The organism is Mesorhizobium sp. M1B.F.Ca.ET.045.04.1.1 (assembly GCF_003952465.1).
GTDB classification, from domain to species: Bacteria; Pseudomonadota; Alphaproteobacteria; order Rhizobiales; family Rhizobiaceae; genus Mesorhizobium; species Mesorhizobium shonense.
Map to the genome: position 1 here is coordinate 6846776 of NZ_CP034448.1, position 16256 is coordinate 6863031.

Sequence of the window (16256 nt, forward strand, 5' to 3'; positions counted from 1 at the left end):
ACTGGATGTCCCAGAGTTTTCACTGGATGTCCCAGAGTTCGGGATGGGCCGCATAGGGGCCGCCCGCCGGAGCCGGCGTCCACACGAAATCCTTCAATTTCTTGGAAGCGACGCCGTAGCGGTTTGCCACCCACAAGGTCGCCCAGGGCAGGTCCTTGTTCATCGCCTTGCAGACATCCTGCCAGGAAGCGTTGACCTTGGCGGGATCGATCTGCCCGAGAGCGGCATCAAACGCTGCGCTCAGGTCGTCGAACTCGATGCGCATGGTGTTGAAGCCTGCCGGGGGAAGCTGCGACTTGTTGAGGCCGGGATTGAGTCCCGCTGGATTCGGACCGTTCTGCAGGCCGGCATAGATCATCGGAAACGCGTTCCAGTCCGGTGTGCCTTGCTTGTAGACGATGCCGTTATAGGTGGGCGTATCGACGACACGCGGCACGATGTTGACGCCGACCTGGGCAAGCATCGACTGGATGGCCGCCGTGACGTTGGCTGCCTGCGGCGAGCTGTAATAGGTGAGCAAGGTGATCGGCTTGTCGCCGTTGATCTTGTCCCAGCCAGCCTCGGCGAGCAGCGCCTTGGCCTTTTCCGGATCGTAGGCGAAGGGCTCCAGCCCTTCCGGCACCAGATGCGGCGCGACGTAGCCGCAGTTCGCGACTTTGGCGGCACCGCCATAGAGGCTCTCGACGATCGCATTGCGATCGATCGCATACATGATGGCCTGGCGCACCTTCGGGTCCTTGAAAAGGTCCACCTTCTGGTTGAGGCCGATGTAGTTGACCACGTAGGAGCCGCCTTCGATCAGCGTGTAGTTACTGTCGTTCTTGAATGTGGCGGCGTCGTCCGGCTCGACATAGGTGAACTGGATTTCGCCGGCACGAAGCGCGGCGACGGCCGCCGCGGGGTTCTCGAAATAGCGGTTGATGAGCGTGTCGACCTTGGGCTTGCCGCCGCGGTAGTCGTCATCCGCGGAGAGCTCGACATACTGGTCCGTCACATATTGCTTGAATTTGAACGGACCGGTTCCGACCGGCGTCGTCGACCACCACTTGCTGTTGGCCAGCTGTTCGGGCGCGATGCCGGCCAGTGCATGCTCAGGCAGGATCAGCACCTGGGTGATGACAGCGAGGAAGGAGCCATTGGGCTTCGACAGCTTGATCACCACAGTGCGGTCGTCCGGCGTCTCGACCGATTGGATGTCGCCCAGGCGGGCAGCAAACAGGCTGCCCGACGCCTTGTTCCTCGCAAGATCGAATGTGAACTTCACGTCCTTGGAGGTGAAGGGCTTGCCGTCGTGCCAGGTCTCCTTGGCAAGGTTGAATGTGTAGGTCAGCTGGTCGTCGCTGACCTTCCAGTCCTTGGCAAGGCTGCCTTTCAGCTCGGTCAGCTCGGCGTTCCAGATGATCAGCGGCTCGAAATAGGTGCTGAGCCAGGTGAAGCCGGCGGTCGACACGAGCGGGTTGAAGTTCTTGGGCAAGCCGCCCGGGCCGACATCGAAGCCGCCGGTGATGGTCTTGCCGGACTGTGCCTCAGCGACTGTGGCGAAAGCGGTGCCGGCGATCAGCAGGCCGGCAAGGGCCAGACGACGTGCGGTGCTACTTCTGCCCATGATTTCCTCCCTTGGCTTTTTCACGTGTTTCGGTTTTTGGCGATGACTTGCTGGATCCCCCGATAGTGATCGTCGAGGCGCTGGCGCGCGCGCTCGACATCCTTGGCCGCCACGGCCTCGACGATCTCGTGATGGTCCCGCCAGGTGGCGAGCGGCGTCGGATTCTCCAAGTTCGCGAAGTTCGATGCCTTGTTGAACGCGATCCAGAAGATGTCGATCAGCGCGCTCAGCATGCGGTTGTTCTGGCAATGGAACAGCAGCTGGTGGAACTGCTGGTCCTCGGCAGCGAAGCTTTCGTTTCGCTCGGCGCGCCGGCGCATTTCCTCGGTCAAGCCGCGCAGAGCCTCGATGTCCTCGGCGCTGATCATCTCGACCGTCTTGCCGATGAGCCCTGTCTCCAGCACGCGGCGCATTTCGCGGAGCTCCTCGACGTCGCGCAGCGAGTCCTGCAAGCCGTAAGCGAGATTGTCGAGCAGCGGTTTGAAAGAGAACTCCTTGACGAAGACGCCGATGCCCCGGCGCGTCTCCAAAATGCCGATCGACTCCAGCGCCTTGATAGCTTCGCGAACGGAGTTGCGTCCGACACCGAGCTGCTGGGCTAGGAATGTCTCCGGCGGCAGCGCGTCCCCGGCCTTGAGCCTGTTCGCCTCGATGTAATTCCTGAGGCTCTCCTGCACCGTGACATGCAGCAAGGGTGGGCGGTTGAGTGGCTCGAGCGACTTCATCGCCTGCACGTTTGCTCCTTCATCCTTGACCATTTCCGCATGCTTCCACGAAACGAGCGTTGTCGACTTGTATTGATAACGACTTGTAGGATATCCTGCAAGCGATAAAGGAAAGTGCCTGCACATGAAGATCATCCTTGCCGGATCGAGCCACTGGCACGCCGGAATGCACCTGGACGCTGCCCGCGCCGCCGGCGGCGAGATCATCGGCGTTTGGGACGAGGATCAACAACACGCAAAGATGTTTGCGCGGTCGAATTCGCTGCGCTCGATCGATCGCTTCGACGATGTGCTCGCTGCCGGAGCCGGCGTCATTCTTCTGATGGGGCATCCCCACAGCGTGCCGGGGCGCGCGCGCCGGATCATTGAAGCAGGCATTCCGCTGATCCTTGAGAAGCCGGCGGCAAGCAGCACCGAAATCTTGTCGGAACTGCTCGAACTGACCCGGCGACGAAATGCCTTCGTCAGCGTGCCCTTCCCCAACCGCTTCGGGCCAGCGGTGGTCGCATTCCGGAAGCTGCAGCAGCAGGGGCGCGTCGGCACGATCGCGCATGGCCACTTTCGGATCGTCAACGGCCCGCCTCAACGATATGCGCAGGATGGAGTGGCCTGGATGATCGACCCTGAAATCGGCGGTGGCGGTGCGTTGCGCAATCTGGGCATCCACGGCATCGACGCCGCGCTCGACCTCGCAACCGGCCGCCTCAGGCTGAGAACGGCATGCGTAGGCAACCGCATTCACAATTCAGCTGTCGAAGACTATGCGCTGTTGGTGCTCGAGGACGAGGCCGGTGCGATGTTCACCGTCGAGGCGGGCTATACCTTTGCATCCATGCGCCCCGGCGGTGATTTCGAATGGCGCATCGTCAGCGCGAACGCGACTTTGATCGATCACGGCGACAAAGCGATCTCAGCCACGCTTGATGATGGGGCAGGCACAGAGCTCGCGCCGGAACCGACGGCGACGCGCTACCGCCTCTGCATGCGCGACACTTTCGACCGGCTGGCGCGAAACGAGCCGGCGACCATCTCTCTCAATGACTACGTCGCCGCAATGTCGCTAATCGATACCGCTTACCGGAAGGCCAGAGAATGATTGGAGTTGGGATTATCGGCGCCGGGCATTTTGGCGCCGCACACGCGCGTGCGATCGAGAAGGTCGATGGCGTCCGCCTTGTCGCGGCATGCCGCAACGACGAGCCCGCACTTGGCGCCTTCATCGCCGAGCACGGCGGCCGCGGCTATAGGGACTGGCGCGCGCTTGTCGAAGACAGGGAGGTCGATGCCGTTCTCATCGCCACGCCGCACCATCTGCACACGGAAATGGCGATCGGCGCGGCGCAGGCTGGAAAGCACATCCTGCTCGAGAAGCCGATGGCTCCGACCGCCGCTGCCTGCGATGCGATCAATGCCGCGGCCTCGGCGAATGGCGTCAAGCTGATGGTCGGGCATCTGATGCACTTCTCACGCCCTTGCATGACGGCAAAGGAGGCGCTCGCCGAGGGCTCGCTCGGCCTCCCGCTGATCGCTTCGAGCTGGATGATCAAGTTGTGGATGGAGCAGAACCGGCGGGATTGGCATCTCGGCCATGGAACCGGCGGCGGCATGCTCATGACCGCGGGCATTCATGCGCTCGACCGGCTGGTCTGGCTCATGGACGACGACGTCGTCTCCGTCGGCGCCATGCTCGGCGCCAAATTCCATGACCAGGAGGCAGACGATGCTTCGATGCTCAGCCTCCGCTTCGCGGGCGGTGGCATCGGCCAGGTCCAGAGCGTGGGCTATCGCGACGGAGCCGTAAATTTCGCAATGGATCTGGTCTGCGAGCACGGAACGCTGAGGATCGACATGGACCGGGGCACCTCGCTCGGTCGTGGCACCCGATTGACCGACCTGCCGAATTCATTCGAGCCAGACTGGATGCACAACGCCGTCATCCGCGAATGGACGCACATGCGCGACGCGATCCTGGACGATGCGCCGGTTCCCGTCACCGGCGACTATGGCCGCAACATTATCGCGATCATCGAGGCCGCCTACCGGTCGAACGAAAGCCGCAGGGAGGAAGAACTTGCCTGATCATCTCGCCGCCCTGCCGGCCAACGCGCCGCGGGGCCTCTGGGGCGCCGCCCTGCTCGCCATCGGCAATGACGGCGAGATCGATTGGAGCGCGACGCGCGAAACCGTTGCCAACCTGTGCGCTTCCGGCGTCGGCGGCATCTATTCGAACGGCACGGCATGCGAGTTCCATTGTCAGACCGAGGACGAGTTCGATCGGCTGAGCGCGTTGGTCGCCGAGGAGGCAGGTCGTGCCGGTCTTCCCTTCCAGATAGGCATCAGCCAGTCGAACGCGCGCGTAGCGCGCGAGCGTCTGCGGCGCGTTGCGGAGCTGTCGCCTTTCGCCGTCCAGTTCACCCTGCCCGACTGGTGGCCGCCGGGCGACGACGAGATTGCGCGCTTCGCGAAAGGCCTCGCCGAGACGGCGCCAAGCCTCCCGCTTGTCCTCTACAACCCGCCGCATGCGAAACGACGGCTCACGCTGGAGGGTATCGCGCGCCTCCGCGAGGCAGTGCCGACGCTGATCGGCGCCAAGCTGTCCGGAGGCGACGAGAACTGGTTCGATGAGATGCGAAAGCTGCTGCCGGGATTCTCGGTATTCGTGCCGGGACACACGCTGGCAACAGGTTACGCTCAAGGCGCCCACGGCAGCTATTCCAATGTCGCCTGCCTCAGTCCAAAAGGCGCATTATCCTGGTGGCGGCAGATATTGAGCGGCGCACCGGATGCTGTCGAAATGCAGGCACGCATACAGGCATTCCTGGCCGATCACGTATTGCCCTTCCGCGCGCGTTATCAGGTCAGCGACGCCGCGCTGGACAAGGCAATGGCTGCGGCCGGCGGCTGGGGCAAAATCGGTCCACGCCTTTTGTGGCCATATTCTTCTGTCCCCGACGCGGAGATCGTGCCGTTGGCGAAGGCGGTTCGCACGAGATTCCCGGAGTGGTGGTAGAGGGCCGCCTCCGTCGCGACAATGTATCGGTCGAAAGACGCGCTGTCCGCTAGGCCCTCATCGAGCCTATTCGGTCAAAACCGCAGATTCCGAAGCCTCCCATCACCGTGGGGCCAACAACGCCTATGTTCTCCAGCAACCGTTGGCTTCCCCTTCGGGAGAGATCGGGCGAGGACGCTGAGTGACGTGGCCGGTGGAACAGGTGTCACCCTTCTGAAGCCGTGGCCATATCGTTGGCCAGAAACTCCCGCCGGAGCTGCGAGAGGAAATCTCGTAAACCTTGCCGTTCAACTCGGCGTTGTTCTCTGATTGAAGCTGCTTCCTCGCCGGACGAAACTTAGTCGACGTCGCGCGAAACGATGCGTGCTGGACAGTCAGATCGTCGCTTAAGACCAAGCTTGTGCCGCGCTCCACTTTTTGCTTGGAGAGGCCCGCTCATGGCTGCACGCGAGCGAGTCGCCCCACCTACAGTCCGAGGTATGCCCGGCGAACCTCCGGGTCGTCGATCAAATCCTTTGCCGCGCCGTGGTGAACGATGCGGCCGGTTTCCATGACATAGCCGCGGTCGGCACCCGACAGCGCCAGGTGCACGTCCTGCTCGACCAGCAGGATCGTGACCCCGTCCTTGCGGATCGCGGCCAGCACCTCCATCAACTGCTCGACCACCACGGGCGCGAGGCCAAGGCTCATCTCGTCGATCATCAGGAGCACCGGCGCCGCCATCAGCCCGCGTGCCATGGCGCACATCTGCTGCTCGCCGCCCGACAGCGAGCCGGCAAGCTGTCGCCGACGCTCGCCAAGGCGCGGGAACAGGCCGTAGATGCGTTCGAGGTCCCGCCCGATCGCCCGGCCGTCGCCGCGCCTGTAGGCGCCCATCAGGAGATTGTCCTCGACGCTCATCCGGTCGAAAAGCTGGCGGCCCTCCGGCACCTGCACCAGCCCGGCGCCGAATGCCTCGTCGGGCGTCATCGGCGCGAGGTCATGGCCGGCGAACTCGATCATGCCAGTCGAACCGATCACTCGCGACAGCGCCCTCAGCAGCGTCGTCTTGCCGGCGCCGTTGCTGCCCACCAGCGCGACGATCTCGGCTTTGTCGACCTCCAGCGAGACCTCGCGCAGCACCGGCATGCCACCATAGCCGGCGCCGAGACTGGACACCTTCAGCAGGGGCGCCGCATTGCCCGGCGCCCCCGCGGTCGCCCTGCTTGCGACGCGGCCGGCGTCCGGTTTCCTCCTCCCGATCATGCCCGCCTCCTGCCGAGATAGGCCTCGATCACCGTGCGGTCTGCGAGCACCGCATCGGGCGCGCCGTCCGCGATCTTCACGCCGTGGTGCAACACCAGCAGGCGGTCGGACAGGCTCTTGATCGCCTTGATGACGTGCTCGATCACCAGGATCGAAATGCCGCTGTCGCGAAGTTTTCGGATCACGCCGATCACCTCGTCGATCTCGACATGGTTCAGGCCCGCCATCACCTCGTCGCACAAAAGCAGCTTTGGCCGCATGGCCAGCGCCTTGGCCAGTTCAAGCCGTTTGCGACCTGGCCCGCCGAGCTCGTCGGCGCGCTGGCTGGCGAACCTGCCGAGCCCGACGAAATCGAGATGGCCTCGCGCCCGCTCGCGCGCCTCCGCCAGGCTGCCTTCGTTGCGGCCGAACAGGGCGCCGACGGCGACATTGTCAAGCACAGAAAGGCCGGGAAACGGCCGCATGATCTGAAAGGTGCGGCCGATGCCGAGCCGGGCTCGGCGATAGGCCGGCAGCCCGGCGACCGACTGTCCCTCGAAGACGATGTCGCCCGAGCTCGGCGCCAGCGTGCCGCTGATCAGGCTGATCAGGGTTGTCTTGCCGGCGCCGTTAGGACCGATGATGCCCAGGATCTCGCCTTCCTCCAGCGTGAAGGAGACGTCGTTGACGGCGACCAGCCCGGCGAAGCGGCGCGTGGCATGGCTGATTTCCAGAATCGTGCTCATATGCGGTGCGCCCTGATGTTCTCGGCGAAATAGCGCCAGCCCGATTTGCGGAACCGCCGCACCACATCGGCCAGCCCGCGCGGCATCAGCACCACGGCGGCGACCACGACCAGGCCGAAGAACAGGCTGGCGAGGCTGGTCACTTCGCTCGACAGGACCTCCGAGACAACCGACAGGCCGAGCGCGCCGACGACTGGGCCGAGCACCGTGCCCGGGCCGCCGAACACCGCCATGATGATCATCTTGACGTTGAGGCTGATGTCGAAGGCGCTTTCGGGGTCGAGGAAGGTGATCCAGTATGCGTGGATGCCGCCGGCCAGCGCGCACAACACGCCCGAAAGCGCGAAGGCCAGCACCTTGTAGAGCGTAGTGTTGACGCCCATCACCGCCGCCGCTTCCTCATTCTCGCGGATGGCGATCAGTCCGAAACCGAAGCGGCTCTTGGTCAGCCAGTAGACCGTGAGCGTCGCCAGCACCAGCAGGCCGAGCGCCAGCTCGTAGAACAGTGGATCGTTGTTGAGCGGCGGCAGCACCAGGCCGATGTTCTGGCCGGCGAGCTCGACGTTGGAGACGATGGCGATCATCACCTGCGCCAGCGCCAGCGTGGCGATGGCGAAATAATGGCCCTTGAGCCTCAGCACCGGCAGGCCAAGCAGGAAGGCGAAGGCCACCGCCATCGCCACGCCGAACGCCAGCCCGACGGCGAATGGCAGTTCCCACTGCACCATGGCGATCGCCACGCCGTAGCTGCCGAGGCCGTAGAACACCGAATTGCCGAAGGAGGCGTAACCGGCATAGCCGCCGATGATGTTCCAGCCTTGCGCCAGCACGGCAAGCAGCAGCGCGTTGATGCCGAACTGGACCAGCACGTCCGAGCCGAACCAGGGCGCGGCCGCCAGCACCGCCACCGCCAGCGCGCAAAGGCCGATGCGCGCCGCGCTCATGCCGTCTTGCCGAGCAGGCCGCTCGGCCGCGCGATCAGCACCGCGACCAGCACGCCGAAGCTCGCCACGTCGCCGAAGGTAGCGCCGATATAGAGCACGGCGAGCGACTCGATGATGCCGAGCACCAGACCCCCGACCAGCACGCCGAGGGGATTATCCAGCCCGCCGATGATGGCGATGGCGAAGCATTTGGCCGTCAGCGTCGCGCCGATGTAGGGGTTGATCTGCGAGACCGTGCCGTAGAGCCCGCCGGCAGCACCCGCAAGGCCGATGCCGATGCCGAAGGTGACGGCATAGAGATGGCGCGGCTCGACGCCATAAAGCCGCGCCGCGGTCAGGTTCTGCGCTGTCGCCCTGATGGCGCGGCCGAGCCTGGTGCGCAGCAGAAACGCCCACATCGCCGCCGTCAGCGCCAGAGCCACGCCGAAGGCCATCAGCCGCGCCTGCGGTAGCGCCAGCGGCCCGAGCGCGATGCTGTTGCCGGCATAGGGCGGGTTGATGGTGCGGAAGTCGGCGGAAAAGGCAAGCTGCGCCAGATAGGTCAGCACCACCTCCAGCCCGAAGGTGATCAAGAGCGTGTTGAACATCGGCGCCCGCACCACGAGGTTGAGCAGGCCGCGCTGCACGCCGTAGCCCAGCGCGAACATGAGAACCGCGGTGAGCGGCAGGCCGAGGAACGGGTCGATGCCGAGGTAGCTGTAGAGGTGCCAGGAGAGATAGGCGCCCAACATGATGAAGGCGCCGTGCGCCAGGTTGACGATGTTGAGCACGCCCCAGACCAGCGCCAGCCCGAGCGCCATGACGGCGTAGAGGCCGCCGAGCAGCACGCCGTTGGTCAGGATTTGCGCGAGCAGGTTCAAGGTCGCCCTCCGTCGACGGGTGCCCCTGGTCTAGCGCGCGTTCCAGGCCGGCATCGGATATTTCGGCTTCTCGATCAGGCCGTCCGGCCCATAGATCGCCTTGAGCTCGCTTCCCTGCACCTGGATGACCGTCTGCGGCAGGTCGATCTGCCCGTTCTCGCCGAAGGCGATCTTGCCGTAGAGGCTGTCGAAATTGAGCTTGGCCAGGGCATCGCGCACCTTGGCTGGATCGGTGTCGCCGGCGTTCTCGATCGCCTGCGCCAGCGCCTCGACATCGGCCGCGCCCGATGCGGCGTGGTAGTCCGGATCGTAATTGAACTTGGCCTTGTATTCCTTGGCGAAGGTGGCGGCATCGCCGAACCATCTGTCCTTGAGCTTGGCAGACGGCAGCCAGGCGGTCATGCCGAAGGCGTAGTCGGCGTCCGCGCCGAGCGCCTTGCGGAAATCCTCGCTCGGCACGCCGACGGTGAAGGAATACATTTTCGGCGCCACCGCCAGGCTCTTGGCCTGGCGCACGAAGTTGAGGATCTCCGTTTCGTGGCCGGCCACCAGCACGACCTCGGCGCTGTTGCTTTTGATCTGTGACAGGAGCGAATTGAAGTCGCTGGCATTGGAGCTGTATTTCTCGTCCATGACGATGTCGAAGCCGGCCTCCTTGAGCAGCGGTCGCGTACCCTCGGCGACCGACACGTCGAATGCATCGTCTGCATAGAGGAGCGCGACAGTCTTGGGTGCCGGCTGAAGCTCCTTCAGCATCTTGACGGTCGAGCCGAAATAGTTGCTGGCCGGCGCGAGTGTTCCAAATATGTATTTGAATTTGCGCGAGAAAATCTGGTCCGAGGCACCGCCGCCCTGGACCATCGGGACTTGGTATTTCTCCGATACGGCCGAATCCGCGAGCGCGAAGTTCGACGCGAACGGCCCGAGCAGCAGCGCAACCTTGTCCTTGGCGACGAGCTGCGTGTACTGCCTGACGCTCAAATTTACGTCCGATTGGTTGTCGTAGATCTTCAGCGCCAGCTTGCGCTTTTCGCCGCCGACACTGACGCCGCCCGCTGCGTTGATCTTCTCGATGGCGAATGCGTAAGCGTCCTTGTAATAGCGTCCGGTATTGGCCGAGGATCCGGTCATCTGCACCGATGCGCCGAGCACGATGTCGTCCGCGGCTGCCGGCGAGGCTGCAAGTGCCGCACAGACCAACAGGGCGGCGCCGAGCAAGGAAACCATTCTGTTTGACATAGCGATTCCTCCCTACGAATGTTTCCCCTAGAGCGGACCCCGCCGCAGGCTGAAAATTGTCAAAATGCTCTAACTGTCGAATGCCTGTGTTGGCTGCGCTGTTCTTGAACATCCTTATCGAGAGAAATCTGGAGCTTAGTTGCTTGAAGGCAATAGAGGCGGTGCCGCACTCGTCTTAAGCAAACAAATACCTGATCCGGGGTAAGGCCTGGCGACATCCCATGATGGTAGTGGACATGCTCTCGCATGGGCTGCCCACTGGCGTTGGAGCGGGACTCATGATCGGGCCAAGAAGAGGAACGAGCGGACGATAGGGTTTTGGGCCGGGAGCTGACGGTGCCGCGATTGCTAAGCCGATACGACTTGGCGGTCAGCCGGACCGCGCGTCTTCTATCGCCGCGTCGACGGCATCGCCCAGTCGTTCCACGATTGCGTCGATATCGCGGGATGCTGCGATGAAGGGCGGGGCGATGAGCACATGGTCGCCGGACCTGCCGTCAATTGTTCCGCCCATGGGGTAGACCATCAGGCCATTGCCCATCGCCTCCTGCTTTATCCGAGCATGCAGTTTCAGCGCCGGATCGAACGGTGCCTTCGTGCTGCGGTCGGTAACGAGTTCGATGGCTTGGAACAGGCCGCGACCGCGTATGTCGCCGACATTGTGATGGTTGCCGAATCGATCGTTCAGGCGGCGCGAGAGGTGCTCTCCCATGGCTCGAACGTTCTGAAGGAGATCGTCGCGGCGAATGACCTCCTGCACGGCAAGTGCAGCCGCGGCGGCCATCGGATGGCCCATATAGGTATGGCCGTGCTGGAAGAAACCGGAGCCGCTGGCGAAGGCGTCGAAGATCCTGTCCGAGAGCAACACCGCGCCGATCGGCTGGTATCCGCCGCCGAGCCCCTTGGCGATGGTCATGAGGTCCGGTGCGACGCCTTCCTGCTCGCAGGCATGTAGTGTGCCGGTGCGGCCCATTCCGCACATCACCTCATCCAGGATCAGAAGTACCCCGTAACGGTCGCATATGGTGCGGATACGCTTCAGATAGTCGGCGACCGGCGGCAAGGCACCGGCGGTGGCGCCGACAACCGTCTCCGCGACAAAGGCGATGACCTGGTCGGCGCCGAGCTCGACGATCTTGTCCTCCAGCGCTTGCGCGGCGCGCACCGCATAAGCCTCGTCGCTTTCTCCGGGTTTCTGCAGCCGGTAGGCATAGCAAGGGTCGATGTGATGGGTTTCGATCAGCAGCGGCTTGAACTGCGCACGCCGCCACTCGTTGCCGCCGGCGGCGAGCGCTCCGAGCGTGTTGCCGTGATAGCTCTGCCGGCGGGCGATGATGTGGCGCCGCTGCGGCTCGCCCTTCTCGACGAAATATTGCCGCGCCATCTTGAGCGCTGCCTCGATCGCCTCCGAACCACCACTGACCAGATAGACATGGCCGAGGCCCTCGGGCGCGTCGGCAGCCAGCCGATCGGCGAGTCTCTCGGCCACGTCGGTAGTGAAGAAGCTCGTATGGGCGTAAGCGATCCGGTCGAGTTGATCGTGCAGCGCCGCCAGCACATCAGGATGGCTATGGCCAAGGCACGAGACGGCGGCGCCGCCAGATGCGTCGATATAGGTTCGGCCCTCCTGGTCGAAGATTTCGATGCCCTTGCCACCGACGGCGACGGGCAACCTGGCCTTGATGGATCGATGGAGGAGATGGGTCATGGGATCTGACGGCCTCGGATATGGGTGGAAAGGCTCTGGAACTGGCGTTCCATGGCGCGCACGGCCTCCAGCGCTGGTTCTCCGGCGGATGCGGCCAGCATAGCGGCAAGCGTCTCAGCGACCGCGAAGGCCGGCGCCATGGTGTGAAAGAAGGATGGGCTTTCAGTGGGAACGATGACGGCTGCCCGCGCCCTTGCGACAAGCGGCGAAACGACACTGTCGGTGATCGCGACGATTTCGAGCCCCATGGCCAACGCATAGTCCGCGAGCTCGACCGCCGCGCGCGTGTAAGGTTTCACACTGACGGCCAGCAACGCGTCTCCCTTTTTTGCTTCCCGCAAGGCGTCTGGACCGGTGCCGCCAGGACCGTCGAGTAGCCGTACTGAGCCTCCCGCCAAGCCATAGACATAGGCGAAATGGCAGGCGACCGGGTAGCTCGAGCGATAGCCGAGTACGTAGATAGATCCCGCCGCGGCGAGCGCCGTAGCGGCCCCTTTCACCGCATCGAGCGCCTCCGGCCGGCAAAGCGCCGCCATATGACGCTCCAGCGTCTCCGCCAAATCGAAGGCCAGTGCGCCATCGCCACTCTGACGTCGGCGTGCGACCAAGGCCTCTGCCTTTCCGGAGAACTCCGTCTCGCCACGCCTCAGGGTCTGCGCATGGAGATCGCGCAACCCCTCGTAACCGCTGAAGCCCATGCGCTGCGCCAGCCGCGTCATCGACGCCGGATTGACCCCGGCCAGCTTGGCCTGCTCGCGCATGGAGAGAAGCGCCACATCGCGCGGATTGTCGAGCACCCACTGCGCCGCCGCGCGCAGTTGGCGCGGCATCGCGTCGAAGGCTTCCAGCAGCCGCGAACGGAAGGCGGGTTCCAGCATGAAGAGGAATTTACGCCTGCGGGCTTCGTGCTGCAATGAATATTTCAATTTCCTAAAAATGAGTGTAGTGTTTCATCCAAACCAATCAGAAGCAGGGAGGAACACACGCATGAAACGCACACTCGAATGCTGGCTGGGCGCCGCCGCGCTCACTCTGGCGGCGCTGCCGTTCGCGGCCGCGCCAGCGCAGGCCGAGGAACCGATCGCACTCGGTTGGGTCGGGCCGCTGTCACCGCCCGGCAACTATTCGGGCGGTCAGGAGATGCAATGGGCCGTGCAGCTCGGCGTGGATGAGGTCAACAAGGCCGGAGGCGTGCTCGGACGGCAGATCAACGTCACCTACGAGGATACAAAAGGCCAGCCGGCCGACGGCAGCGCGGCTGCCATCAGGCTCATCACCAAGGACAATGTCGCCGCCATCTTCGGTGAATTCCATTCCTCCGTCGCATTGGCCGAGATCGAGGAGGCGCATAAATACGGCGTCGCCTGGGTCGGTACCGACGTGTGGGCGGACGCCATCACCGCCAAGCAATATCCGGAAGTGTACCGCCTGGCGCCTGCCAATTCTCTCGTCTACGTCAAGGCGGCCGACTGGACCGTTGAGCAGGGCTTCAAGAACGTCGCCATCATTGCCGAGAACACCGATTTCGGCCAGGGCGGCGCCAAAGTCATCGCCGACGAGCTGGAGGTCAAGAAAGTTCCCCACACGCTGGTAACGATCGACCTCGCCCAGCAAGATTTCACGCCCGCGCTTCTGAGGCTGATGAGCCAGGACCCGAAGCCGGACGCCATCCAGATGGTTGTCGCCGGGCAGGCGCAGTACCAGCTCGTCAAGCAGGCCTGTCAGCTGGGATTTGCGCCTACCGCCGCGACCAAGCTGATCGGCTCCTCGGGTCTTCTTCAGAAGGAAGTCTGGGAAGTCGCGGGCGAATGCGCGAAGAACCTTCTGATCGTGAATGTCGCGCAGCCGACGTCGCAGTGGAACGACAAGACCAAGGCCTTCGTCAAGGCTTTCACCGAGCGCTTCAATCGCGCGCCCACCGGTGTGGCGATGGAAGCCTACGATACGTTCAACGTCGTCGTGGAGGCGATCAAGAAGGCCGGTTCCGCCGACCGCAGCGCGATCGTCAAGGCGCTGGAAGGGATCAAGTACGAAGGCACCAACGCCACTTACAACTTCCCGACGACCAAGGCGCCGGATTGGGCCTATCATCAGTTTGTCGACGTGCCCTTCACCATCATCCAGTATACGGCGATGAACCAGGCGCCAGGGGACGCGGCGGTCGTCTATCCGAAAAAATGGGCGACCAGCGACAAGATACTGCCCTGAGCGGAGCCAAGCCGGCGGCCTAACGGCCGCCGGCCATTTTATGCGCCCTCAGCGAAACAGGCGATGCAACGATGAGCTATTTCCTTCTCCTGGCAGTCAACGGCCTCGTCATCGGCCTCATCTACGCCCTGACCGCCGCCGGGCTGACGCTGGTCTTCTCCGTGCTGAAGGTGGTCAATTTCGGTCACGGCTCGCTCTATATGCTGGGCGGCTACGCCTCCTACTACATCATCACCGCATTGCATGTGCCGCCGCTGGTCGGCGTTGCCGGCGCCATGGTTGCGCTTTTTATCTTCGGCGTCGTCTTCGAGCGGCTGGTGATTGCACCCATGTACACCGACAAGGTCGAGCGCAAGGACGAATATGCCATCATCGTCACCTTCGGCCTCACTATCCTGCTGACCAATCTCGGTCTTGTCGTCTTTGGCCCCTTCGCCAAGTCGCCACCCTCCTTCATGACCGGCGCGCTGATCCTCGGCCCGTTGATCCTGCCCTATGACCGGCTGATCGCGGCCGTAACCGCGGTGGTGCTGTTGGTCGGACTTGCGCTCTTCCTCAAGCGCACATCGCTCGGCCAGGCCCTCGACGCGGTGAGCCAGAGCCGGGAATCGGCCGCCGTCATCGGCATCGACCCGCTTCGCATGTACACTGTAGCCTTCGGACTCGGTTCGGCGCTGGCCGGAGGCGCCGGCGCGCTGATCGCGCCGATCTTCGCGCTGTCACCGTCGATGGGCGACCTGCCGGCGGTGCAGGCCTTCATCATCATCGTGCTCGGTGGCATGGGCTCGGTCGGCGGCAGCATCGCCGGCGGCATCCTGCTCGGCCTTGTGCAAGGGCTCGGCGTCGGTTACCTGCCGGACCCGAACCGGGCGCTCGCCTACACGCAAGCCTTCGGCGCGTTGCTTCTGGTGGTTACGCTGCTGGTGCGGCCGACCGGCCTTTTCGGCCGCTCGCATCTCCGCCTAGAATAGGAGTGCCGGCAATGACGCGCTCTTCCCTCTTTTCCCGGGCGACGCAGGCGATCCTGCTCATGGCCGCGGTCTTACTGCCTGTCCTCGGCATCGGCCCATATTGGACGCATGTCGGCGCGATCGCATGGTACTACGCGCTGCTCGCGGCAAGCTGGGCGCTGCTCGCCGGCTTTGCCGGCCAGTTTTCTTTCGCCCATGTCGCCTTCGCGGCGCTGGGCGGCTACGCCTCGGCGTTGTGCATCGCGCGCTTCGGCCTGCCGCTGCCGATAGCCATTATCGTCGGCATCGTGCTTGCCATGGTGACCGGCGCGCTGATCGGCGCGCTGGTGCTCAGATTGTCCGGACCTTACCTGGCGCTCTTCACGCTCGCCATCTCCGAGATTTTCCGCATGATGCTGATCGCCGAGGAGGATTTCACGCGCGGCATGCTCGGCTTGCCGGTGCCGGGCCTGTTCCCGGGCCGCTCCGACCTTCCCTACTACTATCTTGGCCTCGGCCTAGTCGTACTTGCCGTGGCCGGCATGAACTGGCTGCTCGCCACCCGTGTCGGCCTTTTCCTGCGCGCCATCCGCGAAGACGAGGGCGCGGCGCGGGCCAGCGGTGTCGACACAACTCGCTACAAGATCCTCGTCTTCGTCGTCACCAGCGTCATCGCCGCCATTGCCGGCATCTACTACGGCCATTTCATCGGTATCCTGACGCCGAACATGGCCATCCTGCCGGAAATGGGTCTGGTCGTCGCCATGGCGGTCATCGGCGGCATCGAGAGCCTGCCCGGCGCGGTCATCGGTGCCGTCGTCGTCTACCTGCTGTCGGAATCGCTTCGTTCCTACGGAGAGTGGCGCTTCGTGCTGATGGGGCTAGCTCTGATCCTGGTGCAGCGCTTCGCCCAGAACGGCCTCTTCCCCATCCTCGAACAGTGGAGCCGGCCGCGACGGATAGGTCGCAGCACCGCAAAGACGGCCTCGATAAAGGAGGAGCGCCATGCCGGCTGACAACAACGCGCCTTTCTTCT

15 protein-coding genes are annotated in these 16256 nt (G+C 63.8%); 6 read left to right on the top strand and 9 right to left on the bottom strand.

The window, feature by feature from the left end; genetic code table 11:
* Positions 1-19: 19 nt before the first annotated feature.
* Together EJ071_RS33940 and EJ071_RS33945 are read right to left on the bottom strand one after the other, a co-directional pair.
* Positions 20-1606: an ABC transporter substrate-binding protein gene (locus EJ071_RS33940; RefSeq protein WP_126101763.1), complete on the bottom strand. Its 1587-nt coding sequence runs from the start codon at positions 1604-1606 to the stop codon at positions 20-22.
* A 20-nt stretch (positions 1607-1626) separates the two neighbouring features.
* The gene (locus tag EJ071_RS33945; RefSeq protein ID WP_245460072.1) at positions 1627-2364 is read right to left on the bottom strand and encodes a FadR/GntR family transcriptional regulator; all 738 of its coding nucleotides are present in this window, start codon (positions 2362-2364) and stop codon (positions 1627-1629) included.
* Positions 2365-2455: 91 nt separating this feature from the next.
* On the opposite strand from EJ071_RS33945, the gene EJ071_RS33950 reads away from it, so the two are divergent.
* From EJ071_RS33950 to EJ071_RS33960, 3 genes are read left to right on the top strand one after another with little or no spacing between them, the layout of a single operon-like run.
* Complete coding sequence (locus tag EJ071_RS33950) at positions 2456-3427, top strand: Gfo/Idh/MocA family oxidoreductase (protein ID WP_126101764.1); 972 nt, start codon at positions 2456-2458, stop codon at positions 3425-3427.
* A complete protein-coding gene (locus EJ071_RS33955) occupies positions 3424-4410 on the top strand; it encodes a Gfo/Idh/MocA family oxidoreductase (protein WP_126101765.1) in 987 nt (328 codons plus the stop codon). The genes EJ071_RS33950 and EJ071_RS33955 overlap by 4 nt, the downstream gene beginning before the upstream one ends.
* Positions 4403-5341, top strand: coding sequence for a dihydrodipicolinate synthase family protein (locus EJ071_RS33960; RefSeq protein ID WP_245460073.1), 939 nt, complete (start codon positions 4403-4405; stop codon positions 5339-5341). Before EJ071_RS33955 ends, EJ071_RS33960 begins: the two co-directional genes overlap by 8 nt.
* A gap of 465 nt (positions 5342-5806) precedes the next feature.
* Here the strand turns inward: EJ071_RS33960 and EJ071_RS33965 are convergent, their stop codons facing one another.
* The 7 genes from EJ071_RS33965 to EJ071_RS33995 form a co-directional block, all read right to left on the bottom strand.
* Positions 5807-6469: an ABC transporter ATP-binding protein gene (locus EJ071_RS33965; protein ID WP_245460378.1), complete on the bottom strand. Its 663-nt coding sequence runs from the start codon at positions 6467-6469 to the stop codon at positions 5807-5809.
* A 113-nt stretch (positions 6470-6582) separates the two neighbouring features.
* Positions 6583-7311, bottom strand: coding sequence for an ABC transporter ATP-binding protein (locus tag EJ071_RS33970; protein ID WP_126101768.1), 729 nt, complete (start codon positions 7309-7311; stop codon positions 6583-6585).
* Entirely contained in the window at positions 7308-8255 is a 948-nt protein-coding gene (locus tag EJ071_RS33975; RefSeq protein ID WP_126101769.1) for a branched-chain amino acid ABC transporter permease, read from the bottom strand. The genes EJ071_RS33970 and EJ071_RS33975 overlap by 4 nt, the downstream gene beginning before the upstream one ends.
* The gene (locus tag EJ071_RS33980; RefSeq protein WP_126101770.1) at positions 8252-9115 is read right to left on the bottom strand and encodes a branched-chain amino acid ABC transporter permease; all 864 of its coding nucleotides are present in this window, start codon (positions 9113-9115) and stop codon (positions 8252-8254) included. Before EJ071_RS33980 ends, EJ071_RS33975 begins: the two co-directional genes overlap by 4 nt.
* A gap of 30 nt (positions 9116-9145) precedes the next feature.
* Entirely contained in the window at positions 9146-10342 is a 1197-nt protein-coding gene (locus EJ071_RS33985; protein WP_245460379.1) for an amino acid ABC transporter substrate-binding protein, read from the bottom strand.
* A 382-nt stretch (positions 10343-10724) separates the two neighbouring features.
* Positions 10725-12062 carry an aspartate aminotransferase family protein gene (locus tag EJ071_RS33990; protein ID WP_126101772.1) on the bottom strand — a complete coding sequence of 446 codons (1338 nt, stop codon included), beginning with the start codon at positions 12060-12062 and terminating at the stop codon, positions 10725-10727.
* A complete protein-coding gene (locus tag EJ071_RS33995; RefSeq protein WP_126101773.1) occupies positions 12059-12940 on the bottom strand; it encodes a MurR/RpiR family transcriptional regulator in 882 nt (293 codons plus the stop codon). The genes EJ071_RS33990 and EJ071_RS33995 overlap by 4 nt, the downstream gene beginning before the upstream one ends.
* Positions 12941-13049: 109 nt before the next feature.
* Here EJ071_RS33995 and EJ071_RS34000 point away from each other — a divergent pair, with 109 nt between their 5' ends.
* The 3 genes from EJ071_RS34000 to EJ071_RS34010 all read left to right on the top strand — a co-directional run bounded on the left by EJ071_RS34000 (position 13050) and on the right by EJ071_RS34010 (position 16236).
* Complete coding sequence (locus tag EJ071_RS34000; protein WP_189521332.1) at positions 13050-14270, top strand: ABC transporter substrate-binding protein; 1221 nt, start codon at positions 13050-13052, stop codon at positions 14268-14270.
* Positions 14271-14341: 71 nt separating this feature from the next.
* Entirely contained in the window at positions 14342-15241 is a 900-nt protein-coding gene (locus EJ071_RS34005) for a branched-chain amino acid ABC transporter permease (RefSeq protein WP_126101775.1), read from the top strand.
* Between the two features lie 11 nt (positions 15242-15252).
* On the top strand, positions 15253-16236 hold the full coding sequence (locus EJ071_RS34010; protein ID WP_126101776.1) for a branched-chain amino acid ABC transporter permease: 984 nt from the start codon (positions 15253-15255) through the stop codon (positions 16234-16236).
* Positions 16237-16256 lie beyond the last annotated feature (20 nt).

What these genes read in the sequence shown, in the direction of transcription:
- EJ071_RS33955 (WP_126101765.1), top strand. Translation starts at nt 3,424, where the DNA reads ATGATTGGAGTTGGGATTATCGGCGCCGGGCATTTTGGCGCCGCACAC.
- EJ071_RS33970 (WP_126101768.1), bottom strand. Translation starts at nt 7,311, where the DNA reads ATGAGCACGATTCTGGAAATCAGCCATGCCACGCGCCGCTTCGCCGGG.
- EJ071_RS33995 (WP_126101773.1), bottom strand. Translation starts at nt 12,940, where the DNA reads ATGCTGGAACCCGCCTTCCGTTCGCGGCTGCTGGAAGCCTTCGACGCG.
- EJ071_RS34010 (WP_126101776.1), top strand. Translation starts at nt 15,253, where the DNA reads ATGACGCGCTCTTCCCTCTTTTCCCGGGCGACGCAGGCGATCCTGCTC.
- EJ071_RS33975 (WP_126101769.1), bottom strand. Translation starts at nt 8,255, where the DNA reads ATGAGCGCGGCGCGCATCGGCCTTTGCGCGCTGGCGGTGGCGGTGCTG.
- EJ071_RS33985 (WP_245460379.1), bottom strand. Translation starts at nt 10,342, where the DNA reads ATGGTTTCCTTGCTCGGCGCCGCCCTGTTGGTCTGTGCGGCACTTGCA.
- EJ071_RS33965 (WP_245460378.1), bottom strand. Translation starts at nt 6,469, where the DNA reads ATGCCGGTGCTGCGCGAGGTCTCGCTGGAGGTCGACAAAGCCGAGATC.
- EJ071_RS33950 (WP_126101764.1), top strand. Translation starts at nt 2,456, where the DNA reads ATGAAGATCATCCTTGCCGGATCGAGCCACTGGCACGCCGGAATGCAC.
- EJ071_RS33945 (WP_245460072.1), bottom strand. Translation starts at nt 2,364, where the DNA reads ATGGTCAAGGATGAAGGAGCAAACGTGCAGGCGATGAAGTCGCTCGAG.
- EJ071_RS33940 (WP_126101763.1), bottom strand. Translation starts at nt 1,606, where the DNA reads ATGGGCAGAAGTAGCACCGCACGTCGTCTGGCCCTTGCCGGCCTGCTG.
- EJ071_RS34000 (WP_189521332.1), top strand. Translation starts at nt 13,050, where the DNA reads ATGAAACGCACACTCGAATGCTGGCTGGGCGCCGCCGCGCTCACTCTG.
- EJ071_RS34005 (WP_126101775.1), top strand. Translation starts at nt 14,342, where the DNA reads ATGAGCTATTTCCTTCTCCTGGCAGTCAACGGCCTCGTCATCGGCCTC.
- EJ071_RS33990 (WP_126101772.1), bottom strand. Translation starts at nt 12,062, where the DNA reads ATGACCCATCTCCTCCATCGATCCATCAAGGCCAGGTTGCCCGTCGCC.